The following is an 18,797-nucleotide window of genomic DNA, read 5'->3' as shown; positions in this document are numbered from 1 at the left end:
GAATTATTATTTCACAGAAAAAGCAAAAACGATGTTGTTTTCATAGACTTCACCTGGTTTTAGAAGACTGCTAGGGAAGTTTCTGAAATTGGGAGCATCAGGATAATTTTGTGCTTCAATCGCGACCGCTGGAAAATTTTCATCCATCTTATTCAGATACACTATATCTGCCGGAAGACTTTCCGGAGAATAGATGACTAAAACGGGCTGATTGCTCATCACTTTGAGTTTGATACCGGTGAGCGGAGCGAATAACTGTGCCTGCACTTCATTTTCCATCACATCCAAAACATACACATCATCAAGTTCCCTGTTGCCAAGCAGTTTATTCTCGCGATAGTCCTTAGGATGATCCCTGAGTTTTGTCAAATTTCCAGTCGGTAGGTTATTTTCATCCAGTTCCAGGATCTTGGAAGCATTTACCTGCATAAAATGATCACTAATACTTCCTCCTCCATTCAAATTAAAGTAAGTATGATTGGTAAGGTTAATGATCGTATTTCTATCTGTTGTGGCGCGGTAGGAAAGCTTCACTTTGTTATCCTCAGTCAGAGTGTAAGTCGCCTCAACTGTGACTTCGCCAGGGTAACCTTCTTCCATATGCTTACTTACGTAAGTCAGTTTTACCGAAGGATTCGGTGCTTCTGAGATCTTTTTGATTTCCCAGATTTTCGTTTGAAAACCATTTGCTCCTCCATGTAAATGCGTATTGTCTAAATTCTCCTCCAGCTTAAAATCTTCCTCGCCAATGCTGAATTCCCCTTCAGCAATTCTTCCCGCAAAACGACCAATACTGGCTCCAAAACATTTATTATGCTCCCAGTAAGTTTCACTAATATAATCTGTAATCTTAGCAGGACCTGCAACAACTTCTACCGGCTTGTCATTCTTATCTTTTATGCTAAAGCTATATAATGTCGCTCCAAGGTTCAGGATCTTTAGCTTGCTCTGCTGCCCATTTTCTAACTCGATGATCTTTAGATCTTCTTCCTGTACTGTTTTCAACATACTTATTTTTTGCTCTGTACCCAGTTGTTCACTTTAGTCTCCAGGATCGTTAGCGGTAAAGCACCATCTATTAATACAACATCGTGAAACTCACGTATATCAAACTCTTCTCCGAGTTCAGTTTTCGACTTTTCTCTAAGTTCCAGGATCTTATTCATCCCGATCTTATAAGCCGTCGCCTGCCCTGGCATTACGATATGTCTTTCTACCATTTTAACGCAGGCGCTTTCAGCAGCTGGTGTATTTTCACGGTAATAATCTATACCTTCCTGCCTGGTCCATTTTTTGGCATGAATACCGGTATCTACTACCAGTCTGCAGGATCTCCAAAGTTCCATAGCAAGCCGGCCAAAATCTGAATACGGATCTTTATAAAATCCTATTTCCTTCGGAATATATTCACTGTATAATCCCCAACCTTCCACGTAAGCAGTGTAAAAGCTGAATTTTCTAAAATCTGGGATAGAATCAAGTTCCTGTGAAATAGCGATCTGCATATGATGGCCTGGAATTCCTTCGTGGTAAGCAAGTGCTTCCATTTCGTATTTAGGCATCGCTTTCATATCATAAAGATTCGCATAATAAGTTCCGGGGCGGGAACCATCCAAAGCGGGTTGTTGGTAGAAAGCTTTACCAGCACTCTTTTCTCTAAAAGGTTCTACCGCTTTTACTACGATATCTGCTTCAGGCATGGTATTGAATAATTCTGGAAGCCTGGTTTTCATAGTATTGATCACCTGTTTAGCTTGGGATAGATATTGTTCTTTACCTTCTTCAGTATCTGCAAAATAGAATTGCTCATCATTTTTCATGAAATCAAAAAAATCCTGAAGGCTACCTTCAAAACCTGTTTGTTCCATGATCTTCTCCATTTCTGAATGAATTCGAGCTACTTCACTTAATCCTATCTGGTGAATTTCTTCTGCTGAAAGATCTGTGGTAGTGACTCTTTTCAGTGCCAGTTCATAGAACTCCTCTCCTTTTGGGAATTTCCATACACCGGCTTCTTCAGTAGCGCGCAATTGCTGATTCTCCAAATGATCTATCAAACTCTGGTAAGCAGGCTGAACATGATCTACAAGTGCCTCTTCCGCAGCATTGACCAGTTTTGTTCGTTCCGCATCTTCCAAATCTAATTGATCGATCTTCGTGGTAAAATCTTCCAGTAAGGCACTGGCGTTAGCCGACTTCGAAAATGGCTTTCCTTTTATAATGTTCCTTGAAGCATCAAGTGTTCTGTCGAAAACGAATTTAGGCGGAATAATTCCGTTCTGCTCTCTAAGCTGTAATTGTTCGATCACATCTTTAATCACTTTCTCAAGTCCTTCCAGTCGGGCAATATAAGCCCTGGCATCTCCAATGGAATCTATGCGGTGCATATTGATTAAAAAAGCAGGAAGTTCCGCATGAAGTCCGTGCATTTGCTCAATTGGATAATTGTAGAACCTGAAATCATAATCATCGATCTCATTTTGAACCTGCCTGCGATATAGATCATAGCTCAACCTGGTATCTTCATCCAAAGCCGCTACATCTACCTTATCGAGATAATCCATACGTTCCCGCGCCTGTTCAAGATCTTCAGCATATTTGAGATTTGAATAATCATCCCATTGATCATAATTTGTCTTCAGCCCTCTTCGGGTCTGTGTCTCTGGAGATTCCTGAACTTCTTTTTTAAACTCACGCGCAAAGTAAGCGTTCATTTCTTCGGAAGCGTTTTGCTGCTCCTCTTCAGAGTAATCTGAATTTTGCTTTTCATTGCCACATGAGCTTAGCAAGATTCCGAATAGTAATAGGTAAACTGATTTTTTCATTCTAAGATTTATTCTTCTAAAACTGAAAATTTAATGGCTGAATCACCGTAGATCGTATGTGTTTGCTTCTGAAAATCTTCTTCTTCAGCTTCAAAGATATTATCTACATAAGTCTGTGGATTCCTGTCGATTAGCGTAAACCATGTACTCTGAATCTGGATTTGCACTTTATGACCTTTTTTAAAGGTATGATTCACACCCTGCAGCGTAAGATTTACATCTGTTTTTTTATTAGGCTCAAATGCTTCCGGTTTCTCAAAACTATTTCTGAATCTTCCGCGCATTACCTCACTACGAACCATCATATGATAATTGCTCATTTTAAGATGAGGCATGGTTTCATCGTAGTTCTCTGCGTCTTCAGGATAAACATCCACCAGTTTTACAACCCAGTCTGCTGAAGTTCCCGTTGTCGCCACTTTCAGCATCGCTTCAATGGGTCCGGTCATTTTCATGTCTTCTTCCAGGACTTCAGTTTCAAATACCAGAACGTCTGGTCTTCTGGCTGCGAATCGCTGATCTCCAGACATATATTCTCTTGGAGTAAAAACCATTTTGATCTCATTGTTATAAGAAACTGGTTTTGCTGGATCGCTCACAAAAGTTTCTTCGTGATCTGAAGATGTTTCTGATAATTGCTCCTTAGCTCCCAGATACCAGGTTTTCTCCGTAGTATTCTTCGGTGGCCATTGAGCATAATCATTCCATTCGCGAGCTCCTGTATCATAAATATGTGCTTCAGGCAACCTCAAAGCATCCTTAGTTTTTTTCTTCAGAAAATGATTAAAAAATTCGGTTTCATAATCTCTTTGAAAATGTGTGGATATACTATCACCAAAATAGACGTTCCCAACAGACTGTCTTCCAGATTCCCTAGCCCAGTCACCGTGGCTCCAGGGACCAAAAACAATCATATTATGATTATCACTATTCTCTTCTATGCTTTTATAAATATTGAAAGGTCCGTACAGATCTTCCGCATCAAATAATCCGCCCACGATCATTACCGCCGGCTTGATATCTTTCATATGCTGTACGATCCCTCGTTTTTGCCAGAATTCATCATAATTAGGATGTTCTTTTAGTTGTTGCCAGAACTCGTTGTCCTCTTTATAATATTCATCGAGATTGCTCAAAGGACCCGCATCCATAAAAAACTGGTATTGATCCTGAGTTTTAAGTTCTGGAAATTCGTACCAACTCGTATCTACGGGAGTATCCTTCTGATATCCAAAAACCGCCGTAGCTCTCCAGTAGCTAAGTAAGTAAGCACCGTTATGGTGAAAATCATCAAAGAAGAAATCACCGATACTTGCTTGAGGAGATGCAGCTTTAAGAGCTGGATGTCCACTCAACAGAGAATACGTACTGTAAAATCCTGGATAGGAAATTCCCCAGGTTCCAACCTTTCCATTGTTATTTTCCACATTATTGATCAGCCACTCTATTGTATCGTAAGTATCACTGGCTTCATCTACCTCTTTCCCCTTTTTATTCGGAATAAAGGCACGCATATTATCATACTTTCCTTCGCTCATCCATCTACCGCGAACATCCTGGTAAACGATGATATTCCCTTCTTTCATCATAATTTCGTTAGGACCAATCTTGGATCTGAACTGATCTTCTCCATAAGGCCGGGAACTGTAGGGAGTACGCTGCATCAACATTGGATATTCAGATGAAGTATCCTTTGGAGTATAGATCGTAGTGTGGAGTTTAACACCGTCTCGCATAGGAATGTCCACTTCCATTTTATCGTAATGGGCTTTGATATCGTAATCTGTCTCATTTTGAGCATTTAAGGGATTCAGTATAAATAGAAGTAATACTGAAAACAGGGAAGTATTGAATATTTTCATTCGATTATTTTTATAAAGCGTCTAAAGATAGAAATTAGGTAAGTATTCCTGAAGGAATTCAGGAAAAACAAGAGCTTGCACGTATTAAATATGTCAATTCTCCTAGCTGAAGCTGATTTTAAGAATTTCCCGATCTCCTTTTTCTACGGAAAAGCGATTATCTGCACGTTGGTTGATGATCCAGACAAGATCTTCCCCGGAAAACAGTAGCCAGGATTGCTCTTTTTGAGGTAAACTGAATTTTTCATCCTTAAAATAATCACTCAGCTTCTTATTACCTTTCATTCCGAAGGGAACAAAAAAGTCACCCTCTTTCCATTTCCTGATAAGCAATGGAAATTTAAGTTTTCGAATAGGGACAAAAATACTGTTGGTTGCGGACTTGTCAAATTTTTCAACTTCGGTCAAATGCAGAGTTCCAAATTCCGGGATCATGACAAACTCCTCCCCTTTTTCAAGTTGATATTCTTTATTGATGGACTCATCCTGAATTTCAGTAAGCAATAATCTATTCCTGTCCTTAATAAGCCTGTGAGTATCTGAAAGCACCATTTTACCAGTCTGTGCATCCATAAGGTCATGAACATCGTTCCATTCGGTAAATCCAAATGATTTGAGCAGCTGATAAAGTACCTGCTTCGAATTCGGCACTTTCTTCAAAAAAGCAATATCCAGGGCGTAACCAAACACATCCCGGCTGATGATCTTTGGATAAAGCAGACTCATATAGTCCTCTACCAGCTCCATGCTTTCGTTCAAATGTTGCTGAGTTTTCGCAAAACTTTCGAGCAATTGCGGATTAAGCTCCTGCATAAGTGGCACCATATGATGTCTTATACGGTTTCTCATATATTTATCTGAAGCATTACTAGAATCTTCCCGCCATTTCAAATTTTCAGTCTTGGCAAATTCCTCGATCTCAGACCTGGAAAAATTGATTAGAGGTCTTATAAGTTGATGATGTTTATCTTTAATTCCCTGCAAACCTTCCGGGCCGGTACCACGAATAAGATTTATCAAAAAAGTCTCAAGATTATCATTCGCATGATGTGCAGTTAAAGTGTAATCAAACTCCATAGAATTTGAAAGTTCCTCAAACCAGTTGTAACGCAATTCCCGGGCAGCCATTTGAATAGAAATACCAGCATTTTCAGCAAACTTCAGCGTATTGAAACTTTGAGTGAAAAATGGGACTTCCATTTTTTCTGCAAGTTCTTTTACAAATGCTTCATCTGCATCACTTTCTTCTCCTCTAAGATTGAAATTACAATGTGCGATGGAAAACTCCATTTTTGACATCTTACATAGATGTGCCAGAACAATACTATCCACACCACCGCTTACGGCGATCAACAACTTATTGGTGCAAAGAAAAGGGTATTCTTCTTTGATGATCTTTTTGAAGGCTTTTTCCATATCTACTCAAATATACAAAGCCTGAATTTAATGAAAAGCTGCTTAAAGGTTATCCAGAACTTCACGTAATGCCCTGGATTTCAACAGACATTCTTCATATTCTTTTTCAGGATTCGATTTCGCTGTAATAGCTCCTCCTACAGAAAATGACAGATACTTATTCGTAGAATTATAAAGAATACTGCGAATAACCACATTGAAATCAAAATCACCTTCCGGAGAGAAATAGCCCACAGCGCCGCTATAAAGTCCGCGTTTAGTACTTTCCAGCTTTTCTATGATCTTCATTGCTGAAATTTTAGGTGCTCCGGTCATGCTTCCCATGGGGAAACTCGTTCGTAGTGCCTCTACTGGCTCAATGCCTTTGGCGATCGTAGCGGTGACTGAAGAAATCATTTGATGCACCTGTTTAAAGGAATAAACTTTACATAGTTCATCCACTTTTACTGAACCTTTTTCAGCGATCCTGGAGAGATCGTTCCTAACAAGATCCACGATCATAACGTTTTCTGACATTTCCTTTGGATCCCGCGCCAGATTCAGAGCAATTTCCTTATCCTCCTCAGGATCAGAAGATCTTCTCGCTGTACCTTTAATTGGCTGAGTAAGCAATTGATCACCTTTTTTCCGTAGATATCGCTCCGGGGAAGCCGAAACCAGATTGATGTTTTCGAGTCTTAGGAAAGTAGCAAAAGGAGGCGTTGAGATCTCATTAAGACTTTGGTAGATAGAAAATGCATCCAGATCCACATTTTCACTGAAGAATTCCTGACATAAGTTCGCTTCATAAATATCCCCACGATGAATATGCTCCAGCATTGCTCCCACCTTTTCAAGGTACTCCTCCTTACTAATTCTGGATTGTATTCTAATTTTCTCTTCGGAATTTTCAGTTTTAAGCTTAATATTCTGAATCTCTTCAAAATCAGTTTCAATTTCGTCATCTACCATTCTCAGGTAAACGAAATCGGCTATATTATCTTTTAAAAAGACCAGTTTTTGAGGTTGAAAAAAGTAAAGATCCGGAAATTGAAGTCCGTCGTAATTGGAAGATTTTAGTCGCTCAACGTCATTTTTTAGGTCATAGCTTAGATAACCAAAGATCCAGTCTTTGGTAGTTTGCTGATATTCCTTCAGTTTATCGAAAGCGTTTTGATAATCGGTTTTGATAGCGGTAAAAGCTTCTACAGCAAGTACTGCTTCAAATTCGGTATTTTCCGAAGAATCCAGATTACTATCCAGCCACACGATCTCCGGAAAGCTATTTCCCCAGGCGAGCAATTTCTTCTTGAAATCTGCCATATCCTCTACGGCAAAAGATTTTTTTGTTCTCAATTAAGCTTCGATTTGATGCGCAAAGGTAGTAAGCACATCTTCAATTCCCATATCCAGCACTTCGTTTGTCACTTTAGCATCTTCAAAATTATTTTGGAAAGATGGAAAACTAAAGCTTTCGATCACATCGCCGCCAAATCTTCCGAAGATATCACGGCAATAATCCAGAGAACCTTTGGCTCCGCGTTTACCTGGAGAAGTACTTACCAAAAGGATCTTTTTTCCTTCAAAAAAGTTTTTTTGATTCCGGGATAACCAGTCAATGATATTCTTAAAAAATGCAGAAGCAGTCCCATTATGCTCATTCACCGCAATGATCAAAGCATCGTGATCAAGAATATGATTGTGAATGATCTTTGCGTTCATTGGAATTCCCGATTCCTTTTCGATATCTTCATCATAAACTGGCAAAGGAAAATCGGTTAATTGAAGCATTTTAATTTCATGTCCCTGGATACGTCCTGTGATATGATCCAGGAGTCTTTGATTTATGGAAGTACTACTATTAGAACCGGCGAATGCGAGAATCTTTTTCATGTTGGATTTTCTCTAAAATTACTGAAAATTTATCTTAGCCTTTCGTTTAAAAATCTGGTAAGAGAGCAACTGAAATAAAATTTATGGAGAAGACCACTCATTATATAGAGAATGAACATCTAAAGATTGGAGTTCTGGAAACCGGCGCTGAGCTTTGCAGTATTCTAAATAAAAAATCTAGAAGAGAACATATCTGGCAGGCAAATCCAGATGTTTGGGGAAGTCATGCGCCTAATCTTTTTCCAATTATTGGAATGCTGAAAGGTGGGGAATATCAATTTGAAGGCGCAACTTATAGTTTACCCAAACATGGGATCATTCGGCATAACGACCAGATAAGACTAAAAGAGAGAACTGAAGATCAGATTGTTTTCGAACTTCTTTATTCTGAAGAAACCTTGAAAATGTATCCTTTTAAATTCGCTTTCAGGATCTATTTTATTCTAAAGGAAAAGCAATTGGAAGTAAAACATCATGTTATCAATCTGGATGAAAAGCCTTTATATTTCTCGCTAGGAGGTCACCCAGCCTTCAATATTCTATATTCTGAAAGTGAAAGAATTGAAGATTATTCTCTTCAGTTTGATCAGAAATTAAACCTTACTACAGAGATCCTTGATGAAAATGGCTTACTTGGTGAGAAAGAGGAAGTGATACTTAAAAATGAGCATAACCTGCAGCTTAGACCTGATCTCTTCGATAAAGACGCATTGATCTTCAGAAGTATTACATCAAAAAAAGTAGAGCTGCACAGCAAAACTGAAGGTGCTATTTTAGGTCTGGAATTTGAAGATTTTAAAGACCTTGGGATCTGGGCAAAACCAAACGCATCCTACGTTTGCATAGAACCATGGCTTGGCTATACAGATCTTGCAGATTCTAATAAAAATTTCAAGGAAAAAGCCGGGAATGAAGTGCTGAATGCGAATGATGATTTTAAGGCTAGTTACCAGATTCGCATTTACTAGTATATAAATGTGCAGGTTAGCACGTTAAGCAGTACCTTTGCAAAAATAAAAACTTATACTTTGAGCTTTCAGGATCTAAACCTTAACACTCCATTGCGTAATGCATTGGAAGATCTTAATTTCCAGACACCTACTCCAATCCAGGAACAGGCGTTTTCATCGATCATGTCTGGACGGGATGTTGTTGGGATCGCGCAAACGGGTACTGGTAAGACCTTTGCCTATTTGCTTCCACTTTTAAGAATGCTCAAATATTCGGAACAGAAAAATCCCAGAATCTTAATTCTTGTTCCAACCCGTGAACTTGTTGTTCAGGTTGTTGAGGAAATAGAAAAGATCGCAAAGTATATTAATGTACGAATTTCAGGGATCTATGGTGGCGTGAACATTAATACGCAACACCAGGATTTAATGCAGGGACAGGACATCCTGGTAGCAACTCCACGACGATTGTATGATCTTGTACTGCGCAGAGCTGTTCAGTTAAAATCCATTCAAAAATTCGTGATTGATGAAGTGGATGTGATGCTGGATCTTGGATTTAAGTTCCAGGTAAATAATATCCTCGAATTGCTTCCGCAGAACAGGCAGAGCATCATGTTTTCGGCAACTATGACCGAAACCGTGGAAGCGATGATCGACGCAAACTTTAAAACTCCTGAGAAGATTTCTGTTGCCGTAAGCGGTACACCTCTTGAAAATATAGAGCAGCGAGCTTATAAAGTCCCTAACTTCAATACGAAGGCAAATCTTTTCAAAGAGCTGTTCACGGATGAAGATGAATATCGAAAGGTGCTTATTTTCACGACCGACAAGCGTTTTGCTGACAAACTATACGATATTCTTAATGCCGAATTCAGGCATCAGGTAAGCATGGTTCATACAGGGAAGAGTCAGAATTACCGACTCAACAGTCTGCAGGAATTTGCTGAAGGTCGTACACGTATCATGATCTCTACAGATGTTATGGCTCGTGGACTGGATATCGAGAATGTATCACACGTGATCAACCTTGACACTCCACATTATCCTGAAAACTATATGCACCGTATTGGTCGTACCGGTCGGGCAGAAAAGAAAGGTGTTGCGATTATTTTTAAGACCGAAGCTGAAGCCGAAAATTACGAAAAGATCGAAACCCTGATGGATATGCAAATTCCGGAACATTCGATCCCAGAGGCTGTTGAAATTTCTACAGAATTGATCGAGGAAGAAAAGCCAAGATCCATAGAGATTTATAATCCGCATTCAGATGATCAGGAAGCAGGACCGGCTTTTCACGAGAAAAAGGACAAGAACAAAAAGGTAAATCTTGGAGGTAGTTATCGCCGGGAAATTGCCAAGAAATATAAGAAACCAAAAACCCGTGGTGACAAGAACGCCAACCGGAGATGGAAAAAATAAAAAAAGGAGCGCATTTGCGCTCCTTTATGTTTATGATCTGTTTTTCTTCTTTGCTGCCTTCGCTGCTCTCTTTTCTTTTAAACTCAGCACAGGTTCTTTCTTAGCTGAATTCTTTGAAGGTGATTTTTCTTTCGCCATGATTTCTAAAATTAGAATTAACGGTTAAATGTAGTGAATGTTTCTCTACGAAAATGAAAAATAATAAAGCGCTATAAAATTTCCTGCACATTAATATCCTTTAGGGTTATGGCTGTTCGCAAATTGATTGATGATAAAACTAGTAAGTGTTGGTCGTATTGACATCGAGATCAGATTTACGGATCCAGTTGAGAATAAAACTGGAGATCCTACCAAACAGGAAGGTAAATCCACCGAATAATGGAGCTAGCAAACTCACTTTAAGCCCTGCTGCAAACATTGCCGGGTTCACGTTATCAAGAGACTCAAAAGCATCAAAGATCTGTATCAGGCCAACAAATTGCGTAAAGAGTCCAATCACTAAAGCGATCAATGCCAATTGATTAATGAGAGAAATGTTCTTTTGAAATTTATGCCCGGCTGCAGATACATTGATGGCTGCCCGAACTACCAGGAATATTATAATAAAGAATGAAATTAAGATGAGACTCATAGCCAGTGGTCCACCTTCATTAATCCGATCCCCAAGCTGCTGAAAGAAACCCGGGTTTTGAAAAAGAATGCTACTTAGTAAAATCATCATTTAGTTTTATTGGTTAACGAAAACAAACTTAGCAGGAAGTTGGCTCTAAAATATAGAATTGAGACCAGTTGCGTGTTTTTGACCTGATTCTACCTGTTACCGAATTTTTCCAGTTCTATTCTGGAAGCGATGTTATCCAGCATTATAAAATAGTAATTCGTCGCATTAATTTTTATTAACCGAAATTAAGTCACATTTTTATCCACGAATGAAAGTAAGTTCGATCATCCTGGGAATGGGAAAGAAATTTCTACTACACAGCCTTTTTTGGCTCGTGGTCTTGCTTTATTTCACCTTCTTTTTTGGATTTGAAGATTCAGAATTTAGGCAGGTAATGACATTTTCATCCTTCTTTCTTCCTGTCACCATTTCGACCACCTATACATTTATTTACAGGATCATCCCTCGATATCTTATTCCGAAAAAGTATCTGACATTTGGTCTTTACACAGTAGCGGCACTTGTAATTTCAGCCTGCTATATCACAATTTCGGCTTTTTATGCCAAGGTGCTGACTTCCGGTTATGAATATCAGGGTAGTTTTCCAATCACAAAAAGTCTAATTTATATCATGATTAGCGTCTACCTGGTAGTGGCGCTTGCTTCCGCATTTAGTCTGCTGAAGTATAATTATTCTACCGCAGCCAGTAACGAAGAATTGAAGAACAGGATCCTGGAAGCGCAGTTGAAATTAAAAGAACAGGAGCTTCAATATCTGAAGATGCAGATTCACCCACATTTTCTCTTTAATTCGCTAAATACTATTTACGGATTGAGTTTAGCCAATCATCATACTACATCAGAAATGATCCTGCAACTTTCAGATCTACTGGATTATATCCTTTACCAAACCAAAAAGCCAGTGGTCTCGCTGAAGGATGAAATAAAACATATAACTAACTATATTGATCTGGAAAAAAGACGCTTTCAGGATCTGCTCATCGTTAATTTTGAAATCGAGGAATTTTCAGAAGAAATTCAGATTGCGCCTATGTTATTATTGCCTTTTATAGAAAATTGTTTCAAGCATGGTCGCGACGCCGATGGAAAACTTGAAATTAGCATAAAACTGAAAGTAAAGAATGACCAATTGATGTTTTTGATAAAAAATTCAAAAGCTCAGATTTCAGCAGAACATTCAGAAAATGGTATTGGTCTTGAAAACATTAAACGAAGACTGGACTTGCTTTATGAGAATAATTATAAACTTGATATTGAGAACAGACCAGATCATTATTACGTAAAGTTGATGCTGAAACTTTCCAAAAATGCTGTTTATGCCGGATAAGATTCGCTGTTTGATTGTAGATGATGAACCAGTTGCCTTGGACATTCTGAAAAATCATATTTCAAAAATAGATTTCCTGGAGATCGTAAAGGCTTGCCGAAATGCTACAGAGGCATTTAATTGTATTAGTTCCAGCAAAATTGACCTGATTTTTCTGGATATTAATATGCCAGGAATATCGGGGATCGCATTTGCCAAATCTATCAATAAGGATATTAAGATTATTTTCACCACCGCATACCGGGAATTTGCGATCGAGGGATTTGATCTTCACGCAGCTGATTATTTACTCAAACCAATTTCCTTCGAAAGGTTTCTTGATGCAGTTAATAATTTCAGGCATACATATTCTTTTCAAACAAACGAAAATCTACCTGCTTCTTCCAACGAGTTCTTTTTTGTCAAGATCGACCGGAAAATGCACAAAATCGATTTTCAGAAGATCTTATGGATAGAAAGTCTGAGTGATTACCTGAAAATAGAAACTACCGAAGGCACGAAAGTTACCAGAGAGACAATTACCTCCATTGAAGAGAAACTTCCAGATGCTAATTTTCTAAGAATTCATAGATCATATATTATTAACATCAGTAAAATTGAGTCGTATTCTCATGAAGATGTGGTAATTGGAAATAAATCACTACCAATTAGCCGGACTTATAAGGAGAATCTACGAAGAGAAATGAAAAGATTCTCTTAGTTACAATTTTTTAGAATCTTCAATTATATCGATTGATTTATTAAGCAATTCATCTTCACCATTCCTAAAGCCTTCAATAGTAGGTTTAATTTCAATATCGGGAACAATCCCTATCCTCTGAGTTTCGGTTCCGTCTGGGTAGAAGACTCCAATACCTGAAATCATAGTCTTGATACCTCCAGGCAAAATGATTTGGGACACATTCCCGTCTGCTCCTGCAGTTTGGCTACCAACAACTACAGCTCCCGGGGCAATTCTCAGGGCCATTGCAGTATATTCTGCCTGGCTCTGAGTTTCTTCATTGATTAATAAAACCAATTTTCCTTCGTATGTCTTTTTTAAATGCGACCCTACTTTCGATCCATTTCGATACTCAAAATATCCGGGATTTTTCATGGAAGTAGAAGTGAACTTTGCAAAACTTGTTGGTTTCGGTACTACAAAATTACCCATACTAAACACTATAAATTCTGACGGATAGCAGCGTAGATCCACCACAATGCCTCTAGTATCCTTGAATTTTTCCAGAATATCATTTATCTCTCCTCTTTTCAATGATTCTGGATAGATATATCCAATATCATTTTTAATAAATTTATGGCTTGATGGTATACTATCAGACTCATTCCATTCTTCTACAGATGCAATTTTCTCTGTAAAGACACCTTTTTCATTTTTGTAGGTTATTTCCAGACTATCCATATTAGTATGAAGTAACTTTCTTGCCATATCCCTTAACCTTGCAGATTGATTGGATGCAGGATAATATTTATTATTCTTACGAATAACATCATCCATTGGCTCATTATTTATATGAGTAATGACATCACCTTCATTAATAGTCATTTCTACACTATTGTTTTTCTTTACGACTACCGGCTGTCCCTCAATAAATTGAATTTTTAAGGGTAATTTCTTCTTTCCGAAGAAATTATTAAGCGCTTCATCATAACTCCAGATGCCCGCATGGCTGTCATTTACTTCTCCAATTAGTTGCAGAACATTTTTCTTATAATCTATCTCCTCGTTTTCTTCTAAAAAGCGTGGTATATATTCTTTTAAAACCTCATCCCAATCTTTTTCAGTTAGATAATTATTGGGATTAAAATACTCCATCATATTCCAGTAACGATAAAGTGCGAGTAATTTTATACCTGAATCATCCCAGGCCATTCCCAAATAGCTATTTTCATTTTTAAATGATGGATTCTCCACACTTGGATTAATACTAAAATAGAAGTGCTTCTTCTCCCTTTTGGATTTCAATATTTCTTGAAGTTTTTTCGATAATTCTTCTGTCAAAAAGCTTTCATCGTAAATCCAGGAATAATCCGGAGTTTGCTCATATTCATCGCTATCCGGCAAGTTATGTTCTCCTTCTTCTGTAATATTAAAAGATCCAATCCATTTCGCGAGTTCAAGATCAAAATTTACCGAATCGAGCTTAGGTAAAAATCGAAACAATTCATTATCCCAGTTAATTTTTCCTCTCGCAATCTCTGGATGGTGGTATTTAACGAAACCCCACACCTTGCCTAACTTATATAGCTTTTGAACCTGAGTGGAACTAGGTTTTTTTAATTTAAATTTTGAACCATCAACAAAAGCCGTATCCAATTGTGCTGGTTTATAGGTTAGAACCTTAGGTTTCATTAACTGTATATCCTTGTCTCCATTTATCATTAAGGAAAAATTATCGAACCATGCAGTCCCAGTTCCAGCCAGAATTCCTCCTACATATATATTCTTGGCCTCATCGGGGAATTTAACTTCAACTTCGTATCTCTGCCAGTCATTTGTACCGTTTAATCCCTGAGATTGCATGTTATTAAAACTTAAGGAACCGGAGTCTCCATCTACGCGAATCAACAATCCAGCGAAGCCATTAGCTACGTTTTCGGTTTTAATATAACCTTGAAGCTTCAAATATCTTCCTGCATAATTTGCCGGAATCTTGTATGCTATGCTACCAAAGGATGCAGTAGAGTCGGCAATTATTTTAGCAGCATATGGTCCGGAAACTTTATCTACAGAATCTTTTTGTATAGCATAATTTCCCCATACAATCCAATCATCTGGCAATTCTCCATCCTTCTCAAATTCATCGAAATTCAAATTATATTTTGAGTCCTGTGCAAAAGACAAACTGGTAAAGAATAATAAGAAAAGTAAAAGTCTGGTCATTGGATTAAAGATTGATGATTTTGAAAAAATAAAAAGCCCGGACATCATAACGTCCGGGCTTAAAAATATATTGCAATTTATCTTATTCTAGATATGCAAAGCTCTGTTTTCAGTAGCGGCAAGAGCAGCTTCCTTAACAGCTTCAGCATAGGTTGGGTGAGCATGACTCATTCTCGCGATATCTTCAGCAGAAGCTCTGAATTCCATAGCCGTAACCGCTTCAGCAATAAGATCTGCAGTTCTTGCGCCAATCATGTGCACTCCAAGAACCTCGTCGGTCTTTTCATCGGCAAGAATCTTAATAAGTCCGTCAATATCTCCACTGGCTCTTGAACGTCCTAGTGCTCGCATTGGAAATTTACCTTCCTTATACTTCACTCCCATTTCCTTCAGTTGCTCTTCAGTTTTTCCAACTGAAGCAACCTCAGGCCATGTGTAAACTACTCCCGGAATCAAGTTATAATCGATATGAGGTTTTTGACCCGCGATCAATTCAGCAACCATCGTTCCTTCTTCTTCAGCTTTATGAGCAAGCATAACACCGCGCACCACATCTCCAATTGCATAGATATTATCTACATTGGTTTGTAAATGCTCGTTTACCTTAACTCTACCTTTATCATCAAGGTCAACTCCTGCAGCATCTGCGTTCAACCCATTTGTAAAAGGTTTTCTACCTACAGAAACAAGGCAATAATCTCCTTTAATCTCGATTTCTTTATCCTTTTTATCATCTGCCTTTATCGTGATCTCGTCACCGTTTCTCTCAACAGACTTCACTTTGGTACTTACGTGGAATTTGATTCCCTGCTTCTTTAGAACTTTTTGAAGCTCCTTAGAAAGCGCACTATCCATAGTAGGAATGATACGGTCTAAATATTCAACTACAGTTACTTCAGCTCCCAGACGGCGATAAACCTGCCCAAGTTCAAGCCCAATCACACCACCACCAATTACAATCATGTGTTTAGGAACCTCTTTAAGTTTAAGTGCTTCCGTAGAAGTGATCACTCTTTCCTTATCCAGTTCAATAAAAGGAAGACTTGCCGGTTTAGAACCTGTAGCAATAATAATTTTCTTAGCTTCAATGGTTTTGTTATCTCCTTCACCTTCGATCTTGATGTGAGTCTTATCTTCAAAAGAACCAACTCCTTCATAAACATCGATCTTGTTCTTATCCATCAGGAATTTCACTCCGTCACAGGTTTGCTGAACAACAGACGATTTTCTATCCATCATCTTTTCCAGGTTAAGTTTTACCTCTCCCGGAATTTCGATACCATGATCTTCAAAATGTTTGATCGCATCCTCAAAGTGATGAGAGGAATCAAGTAAAGCCTTACTTGGAATACAACCTACATTTAAACAGGTTCCACCAAGTGTGGAATATTTCTCTATGATCGCAGTTTTCATCCCAAGTTGTGCGCAGCGAATCGCAGCAACGTATCCGCCTGGTCCCGATCCTATAACTGCAACATCATATGTACTCATAATTGTATGTTTTTTACTGATTTTTGAACAAATTGATTACAAAAGTACGACTATTCTCTACAATGACCAATGCACCTGAGAGTCCTGACAAAATTTTAAGATTTACAGATTTATGATCGTGCTTTGCTTCACTTTATTGATCGTAAAGACGCTTTTTGTACTCCCAATATGGTCCAGGCTGGTAAGCTTAGCGACCATAAATTCACGATATTCGTCCATGTCTTTTACCAGCACTTTCAAAATATAATCATAGTCTCCGCTCACATGTAAACATTCAATAACTTCGGGCAGACTGGTGATATCCTTTTCGAATTTTGTAAGTATGTCTTTTTTATGCTGAATCAGTTTGATCTGGCAAAGAACCATAAAACCCTTACCGACGCTTTCCGGTTTCACCAATGCAACATATTTAGAAATGACTCCTTCACGTTCCAGCTTTTTAATACGTTCGTAAATCGCAGTAACCGAAAGTTTCAGGTCATTCGCGATCTCCTTATTCGTCTTTTTGCTATCAATTTGTAGATGCTTTAATATTCTTTTATCCAGCTCATCAATTTTCATACGCTTGTTTAAAGGGATTCTGAACTTATAATTTTTCGGTAAAAAATATTCTTCTGGCTCTAAATTAGATATATAATCTGAAATATAAATAATATATAGTTTTATATTCTACTGAAATATACATTACTTGTTCGTAAGTCGGTTTTAACTGAAATTTGAATATATAAATTCAGAAATCATGAAATATAAACCAGCAGATCGCATTCAGGACTTACAATATTTTGGAGAATTTGGAGGTGTTAACCCTTCTATATCAGATTCTTCAACCTACACTTTTCTTTCAGCTAAAACCATGTTCGATACCTTTGAAGGTAATGCAGAAGGATGTTACCTATATTCCCGGCATTCCTCGCCTTCCAATCTTTATCTGGGCGAAGCACTCGCGGCGATGGAGGGTACAGAATCAGCTAACGTTTCTGCTTCCGGGATGGGCGCGATCACATCGGTTCTTATGCAGCTTTGCAATGCCGGTGACCATATTGTTTGTAGCAGAACCGTTTATGGCGGTACTTATGCATTTCTGAAGAATTTCGCTCCCAAGTTTGGGATTGAAACCACATTTGTAGATATCACAAAACCTGAATTGGTGCAGAATGCTCTTCAGAAGAATACAAAAGTGATCTACTGCGAGAGTGTGAGCAATCCTTTGCTTGAAATCGCAGATCTTGAAGCTCTGGCTAAAATTAGCAAAGCTTCTCATACCAAACTGGTAGTAGACAATACATTCTCACCACTTTCTATTAGTCCGATTAAACTTGGTGTAGATACGGTGATTCATAGTTTAACCAAATTTATCAACGGTAGCAGTGATACTGTTGGCGGAGTCGTTTGTGGCACTACGGAATTTATAAATGACCTTAGAAATGTGAATGACGGAGCGGCAATGCTTCTTGGCCCAACCATGGATAGTTTAAGAGCTGCCTCTATTCTGAAAAACTTACGAACCCTGCATATTCGCATGAAGCAACATAGCCACAATGCGATGTTCCTGGCTCATAAATTTCAGGAAGATGGGTTGAAAACAGTCTATCCGGGATTGGAATCTCATCCAGGTCATGAAACTTTCAAAACCATGATGAACGAATCTTATGGTTTTGGAGGGATGTTGACGCTCGATGTTGGTTCTTTGGATAAAGCCAATGAATTAATGGAGCTTATGCAGGAAAGAAATCTGGGATACCTGGCTGTAAGTTTAGGATTTTATAAAACCCTGTTTAGCGCACCCGGAACTTCAACCTCTTCGGAAATTCCTGAGGAAGAGCAGAAAGAAATGGGATTAAGTGACGGTTTAATTCGATTTTCCATAGGGCTGGATAACGATATCGCAAGAACTTACGAAATGATGAAAGATTGTATGGAAGAAGTAGGCATTCTAAGTGCTGAAATGGTCTAAAATTTTGCAGGATTAAGCCGAATGTCGTAAAATTACGTTCATAAAAATATGAACAACATTAACGACCGGTTATAAATTTTCAAGCCTTAAGGTAGATCTGACGATTTTCAGA

The 18,797-nt window shown here is 38.3% G+C and carries 15 protein-coding genes; 5 read left to right on the top strand and 10 right to left on the bottom strand.

From position 1 onward, the window contains the following. Positions 1–6 precede the first annotated feature (6 nt). The 6 genes from JM79_RS06005 to JM79_RS05980 all read right to left on the bottom strand — a co-directional run bounded on the left by JM79_RS06005 (position 7) and on the right by JM79_RS05980 (position 7,975). Positions 7–1,008, bottom strand: a complete 1,002-nt coding sequence (locus tag JM79_RS06005; protein ID WP_260443383.1) for an aldose epimerase family protein — start codon at positions 1,006–1,008, stop codon at positions 7–9. A 2-nt stretch (positions 1,009–1,010) separates the two neighbouring features. Then, positions 1,011–2,825, bottom strand: coding sequence for a DUF885 domain-containing protein (locus JM79_RS06000; RefSeq protein ID WP_141877275.1), 1,815 nt, complete (start codon positions 2,823–2,825; stop codon positions 1,011–1,013). A gap of 8 nt (positions 2,826–2,833) precedes the next feature. Beyond that, entirely contained in the window at positions 2,834–4,687 is a 1,854-nt protein-coding gene (locus tag JM79_RS05995; protein WP_141877274.1) for a CocE/NonD family hydrolase, read from the bottom strand. Positions 4,688–4,789: 102 nt separating this feature from the next. Then, positions 4,790–6,103 carry a tRNA lysidine(34) synthetase TilS gene (gene tilS, locus JM79_RS05990; RefSeq protein ID WP_141877273.1) on the bottom strand — a complete coding sequence of 438 codons (1,314 nt, stop codon included), beginning with the start codon at positions 6,101–6,103 and terminating at the stop codon, positions 4,790–4,792. A 42-nt stretch (positions 6,104–6,145) separates the two neighbouring features. Further along, on the bottom strand, positions 6,146–7,438 hold the full coding sequence (gene pabB / locus JM79_RS05985) for an aminodeoxychorismate synthase component I (protein WP_260443382.1): 1,293 nt from the start codon (positions 7,436–7,438) through the stop codon (positions 6,146–6,148). Next, a complete protein-coding gene (locus JM79_RS05980; protein ID WP_141877272.1) occupies positions 7,439–7,975 on the bottom strand; it encodes an NAD(P)H-dependent oxidoreductase in 537 nt (178 codons plus the stop codon). Between the two features lie 83 nt (positions 7,976–8,058). On the opposite strand from JM79_RS05980, the gene JM79_RS05975 reads away from it, so the two are divergent. Together JM79_RS05975 and JM79_RS05970 are read left to right on the top strand one after the other, a co-directional pair. Then, a complete protein-coding gene (locus JM79_RS05975) occupies positions 8,059–8,943 on the top strand; it encodes an aldose 1-epimerase family protein (RefSeq protein ID WP_185739465.1) in 885 nt (294 codons plus the stop codon). Positions 8,944–9,003: 60 nt separating this feature from the next. Further along, on the top strand, positions 9,004–10,347 hold the full coding sequence (locus JM79_RS05970) for a DEAD/DEAH box helicase (RefSeq protein WP_141877270.1): 1,344 nt from the start codon (positions 9,004–9,006) through the stop codon (positions 10,345–10,347). Between the two features lie 277 nt (positions 10,348–10,624). Here JM79_RS05970 and JM79_RS05965 read toward each other — a convergent pair whose 3' ends face one another. Further along, positions 10,625–11,068: a MotA/TolQ/ExbB proton channel family protein gene (locus tag JM79_RS05965; protein ID WP_260443381.1), complete on the bottom strand. Its 444-nt coding sequence runs from the start codon at positions 11,066–11,068 to the stop codon at positions 10,625–10,627. Positions 11,069–11,276: 208 nt separating this feature from the next. On the opposite strand from JM79_RS05965, the gene JM79_RS05960 reads away from it, so the two are divergent. Both JM79_RS05960 and JM79_RS05955 read left to right on the top strand, forming a co-directional pair. Next, on the top strand, positions 11,277–12,356 hold the full coding sequence (locus JM79_RS05960; RefSeq protein WP_141877269.1) for a histidine kinase: 1,080 nt from the start codon (positions 11,277–11,279) through the stop codon (positions 12,354–12,356). Further along, the gene (locus tag JM79_RS05955) at positions 12,346–13,056 is read left to right on the top strand and encodes a LytTR family DNA-binding domain-containing protein (RefSeq protein ID WP_141877268.1); all 711 of its coding nucleotides are present in this window, start codon (positions 12,346–12,348) and stop codon (positions 13,054–13,056) included. Before JM79_RS05960 ends, JM79_RS05955 begins: the two co-directional genes overlap by 11 nt. Here JM79_RS05955 and JM79_RS05950 read toward each other — a convergent pair whose 3' ends face one another. The 3 genes from JM79_RS05950 to JM79_RS05940 form a co-directional block, all read right to left on the bottom strand. Beyond that, a complete protein-coding gene (locus tag JM79_RS05950) occupies positions 13,057–15,240 on the bottom strand; it encodes a S41 family peptidase (RefSeq protein ID WP_185739464.1) in 2,184 nt (727 codons plus the stop codon). 87 nt (positions 15,241–15,327) lie between these two features. Beyond that, positions 15,328–16,731, bottom strand: coding sequence for a dihydrolipoyl dehydrogenase (gene lpdA, locus JM79_RS05945; RefSeq protein ID WP_141877266.1), 1,404 nt, complete (start codon positions 16,729–16,731; stop codon positions 15,328–15,330). Positions 16,732–16,833: 102 nt separating this feature from the next. Beyond that, positions 16,834–17,292 carry an Lrp/AsnC family transcriptional regulator gene (locus JM79_RS05940; RefSeq protein WP_141877265.1) on the bottom strand — a complete coding sequence of 153 codons (459 nt, stop codon included), beginning with the start codon at positions 17,290–17,292 and terminating at the stop codon, positions 16,834–16,836. A gap of 178 nt (positions 17,293–17,470) precedes the next feature. On the opposite strand from JM79_RS05940, the gene JM79_RS05935 reads away from it, so the two are divergent. After that, positions 17,471–18,685, top strand: a complete 1,215-nt coding sequence (locus tag JM79_RS05935) for an aminotransferase class I/II-fold pyridoxal phosphate-dependent enzyme (RefSeq protein WP_141877264.1) — start codon at positions 17,471–17,473, stop codon at positions 18,683–18,685. Positions 18,686–18,797: the final 112 nt, after the last annotated feature.

It is taken from the genome of Gramella sp. Hel_I_59 (assembly GCF_006714895.1).
Lineage (GTDB): Bacteria > Bacteroidota > Bacteroidia > Flavobacteriales > Flavobacteriaceae > Christiangramia.
The sequence above is the reverse complement of the archived record's forward strand: the minus strand, read 5'-3'. Positions and strand labels throughout refer to the sequence as shown.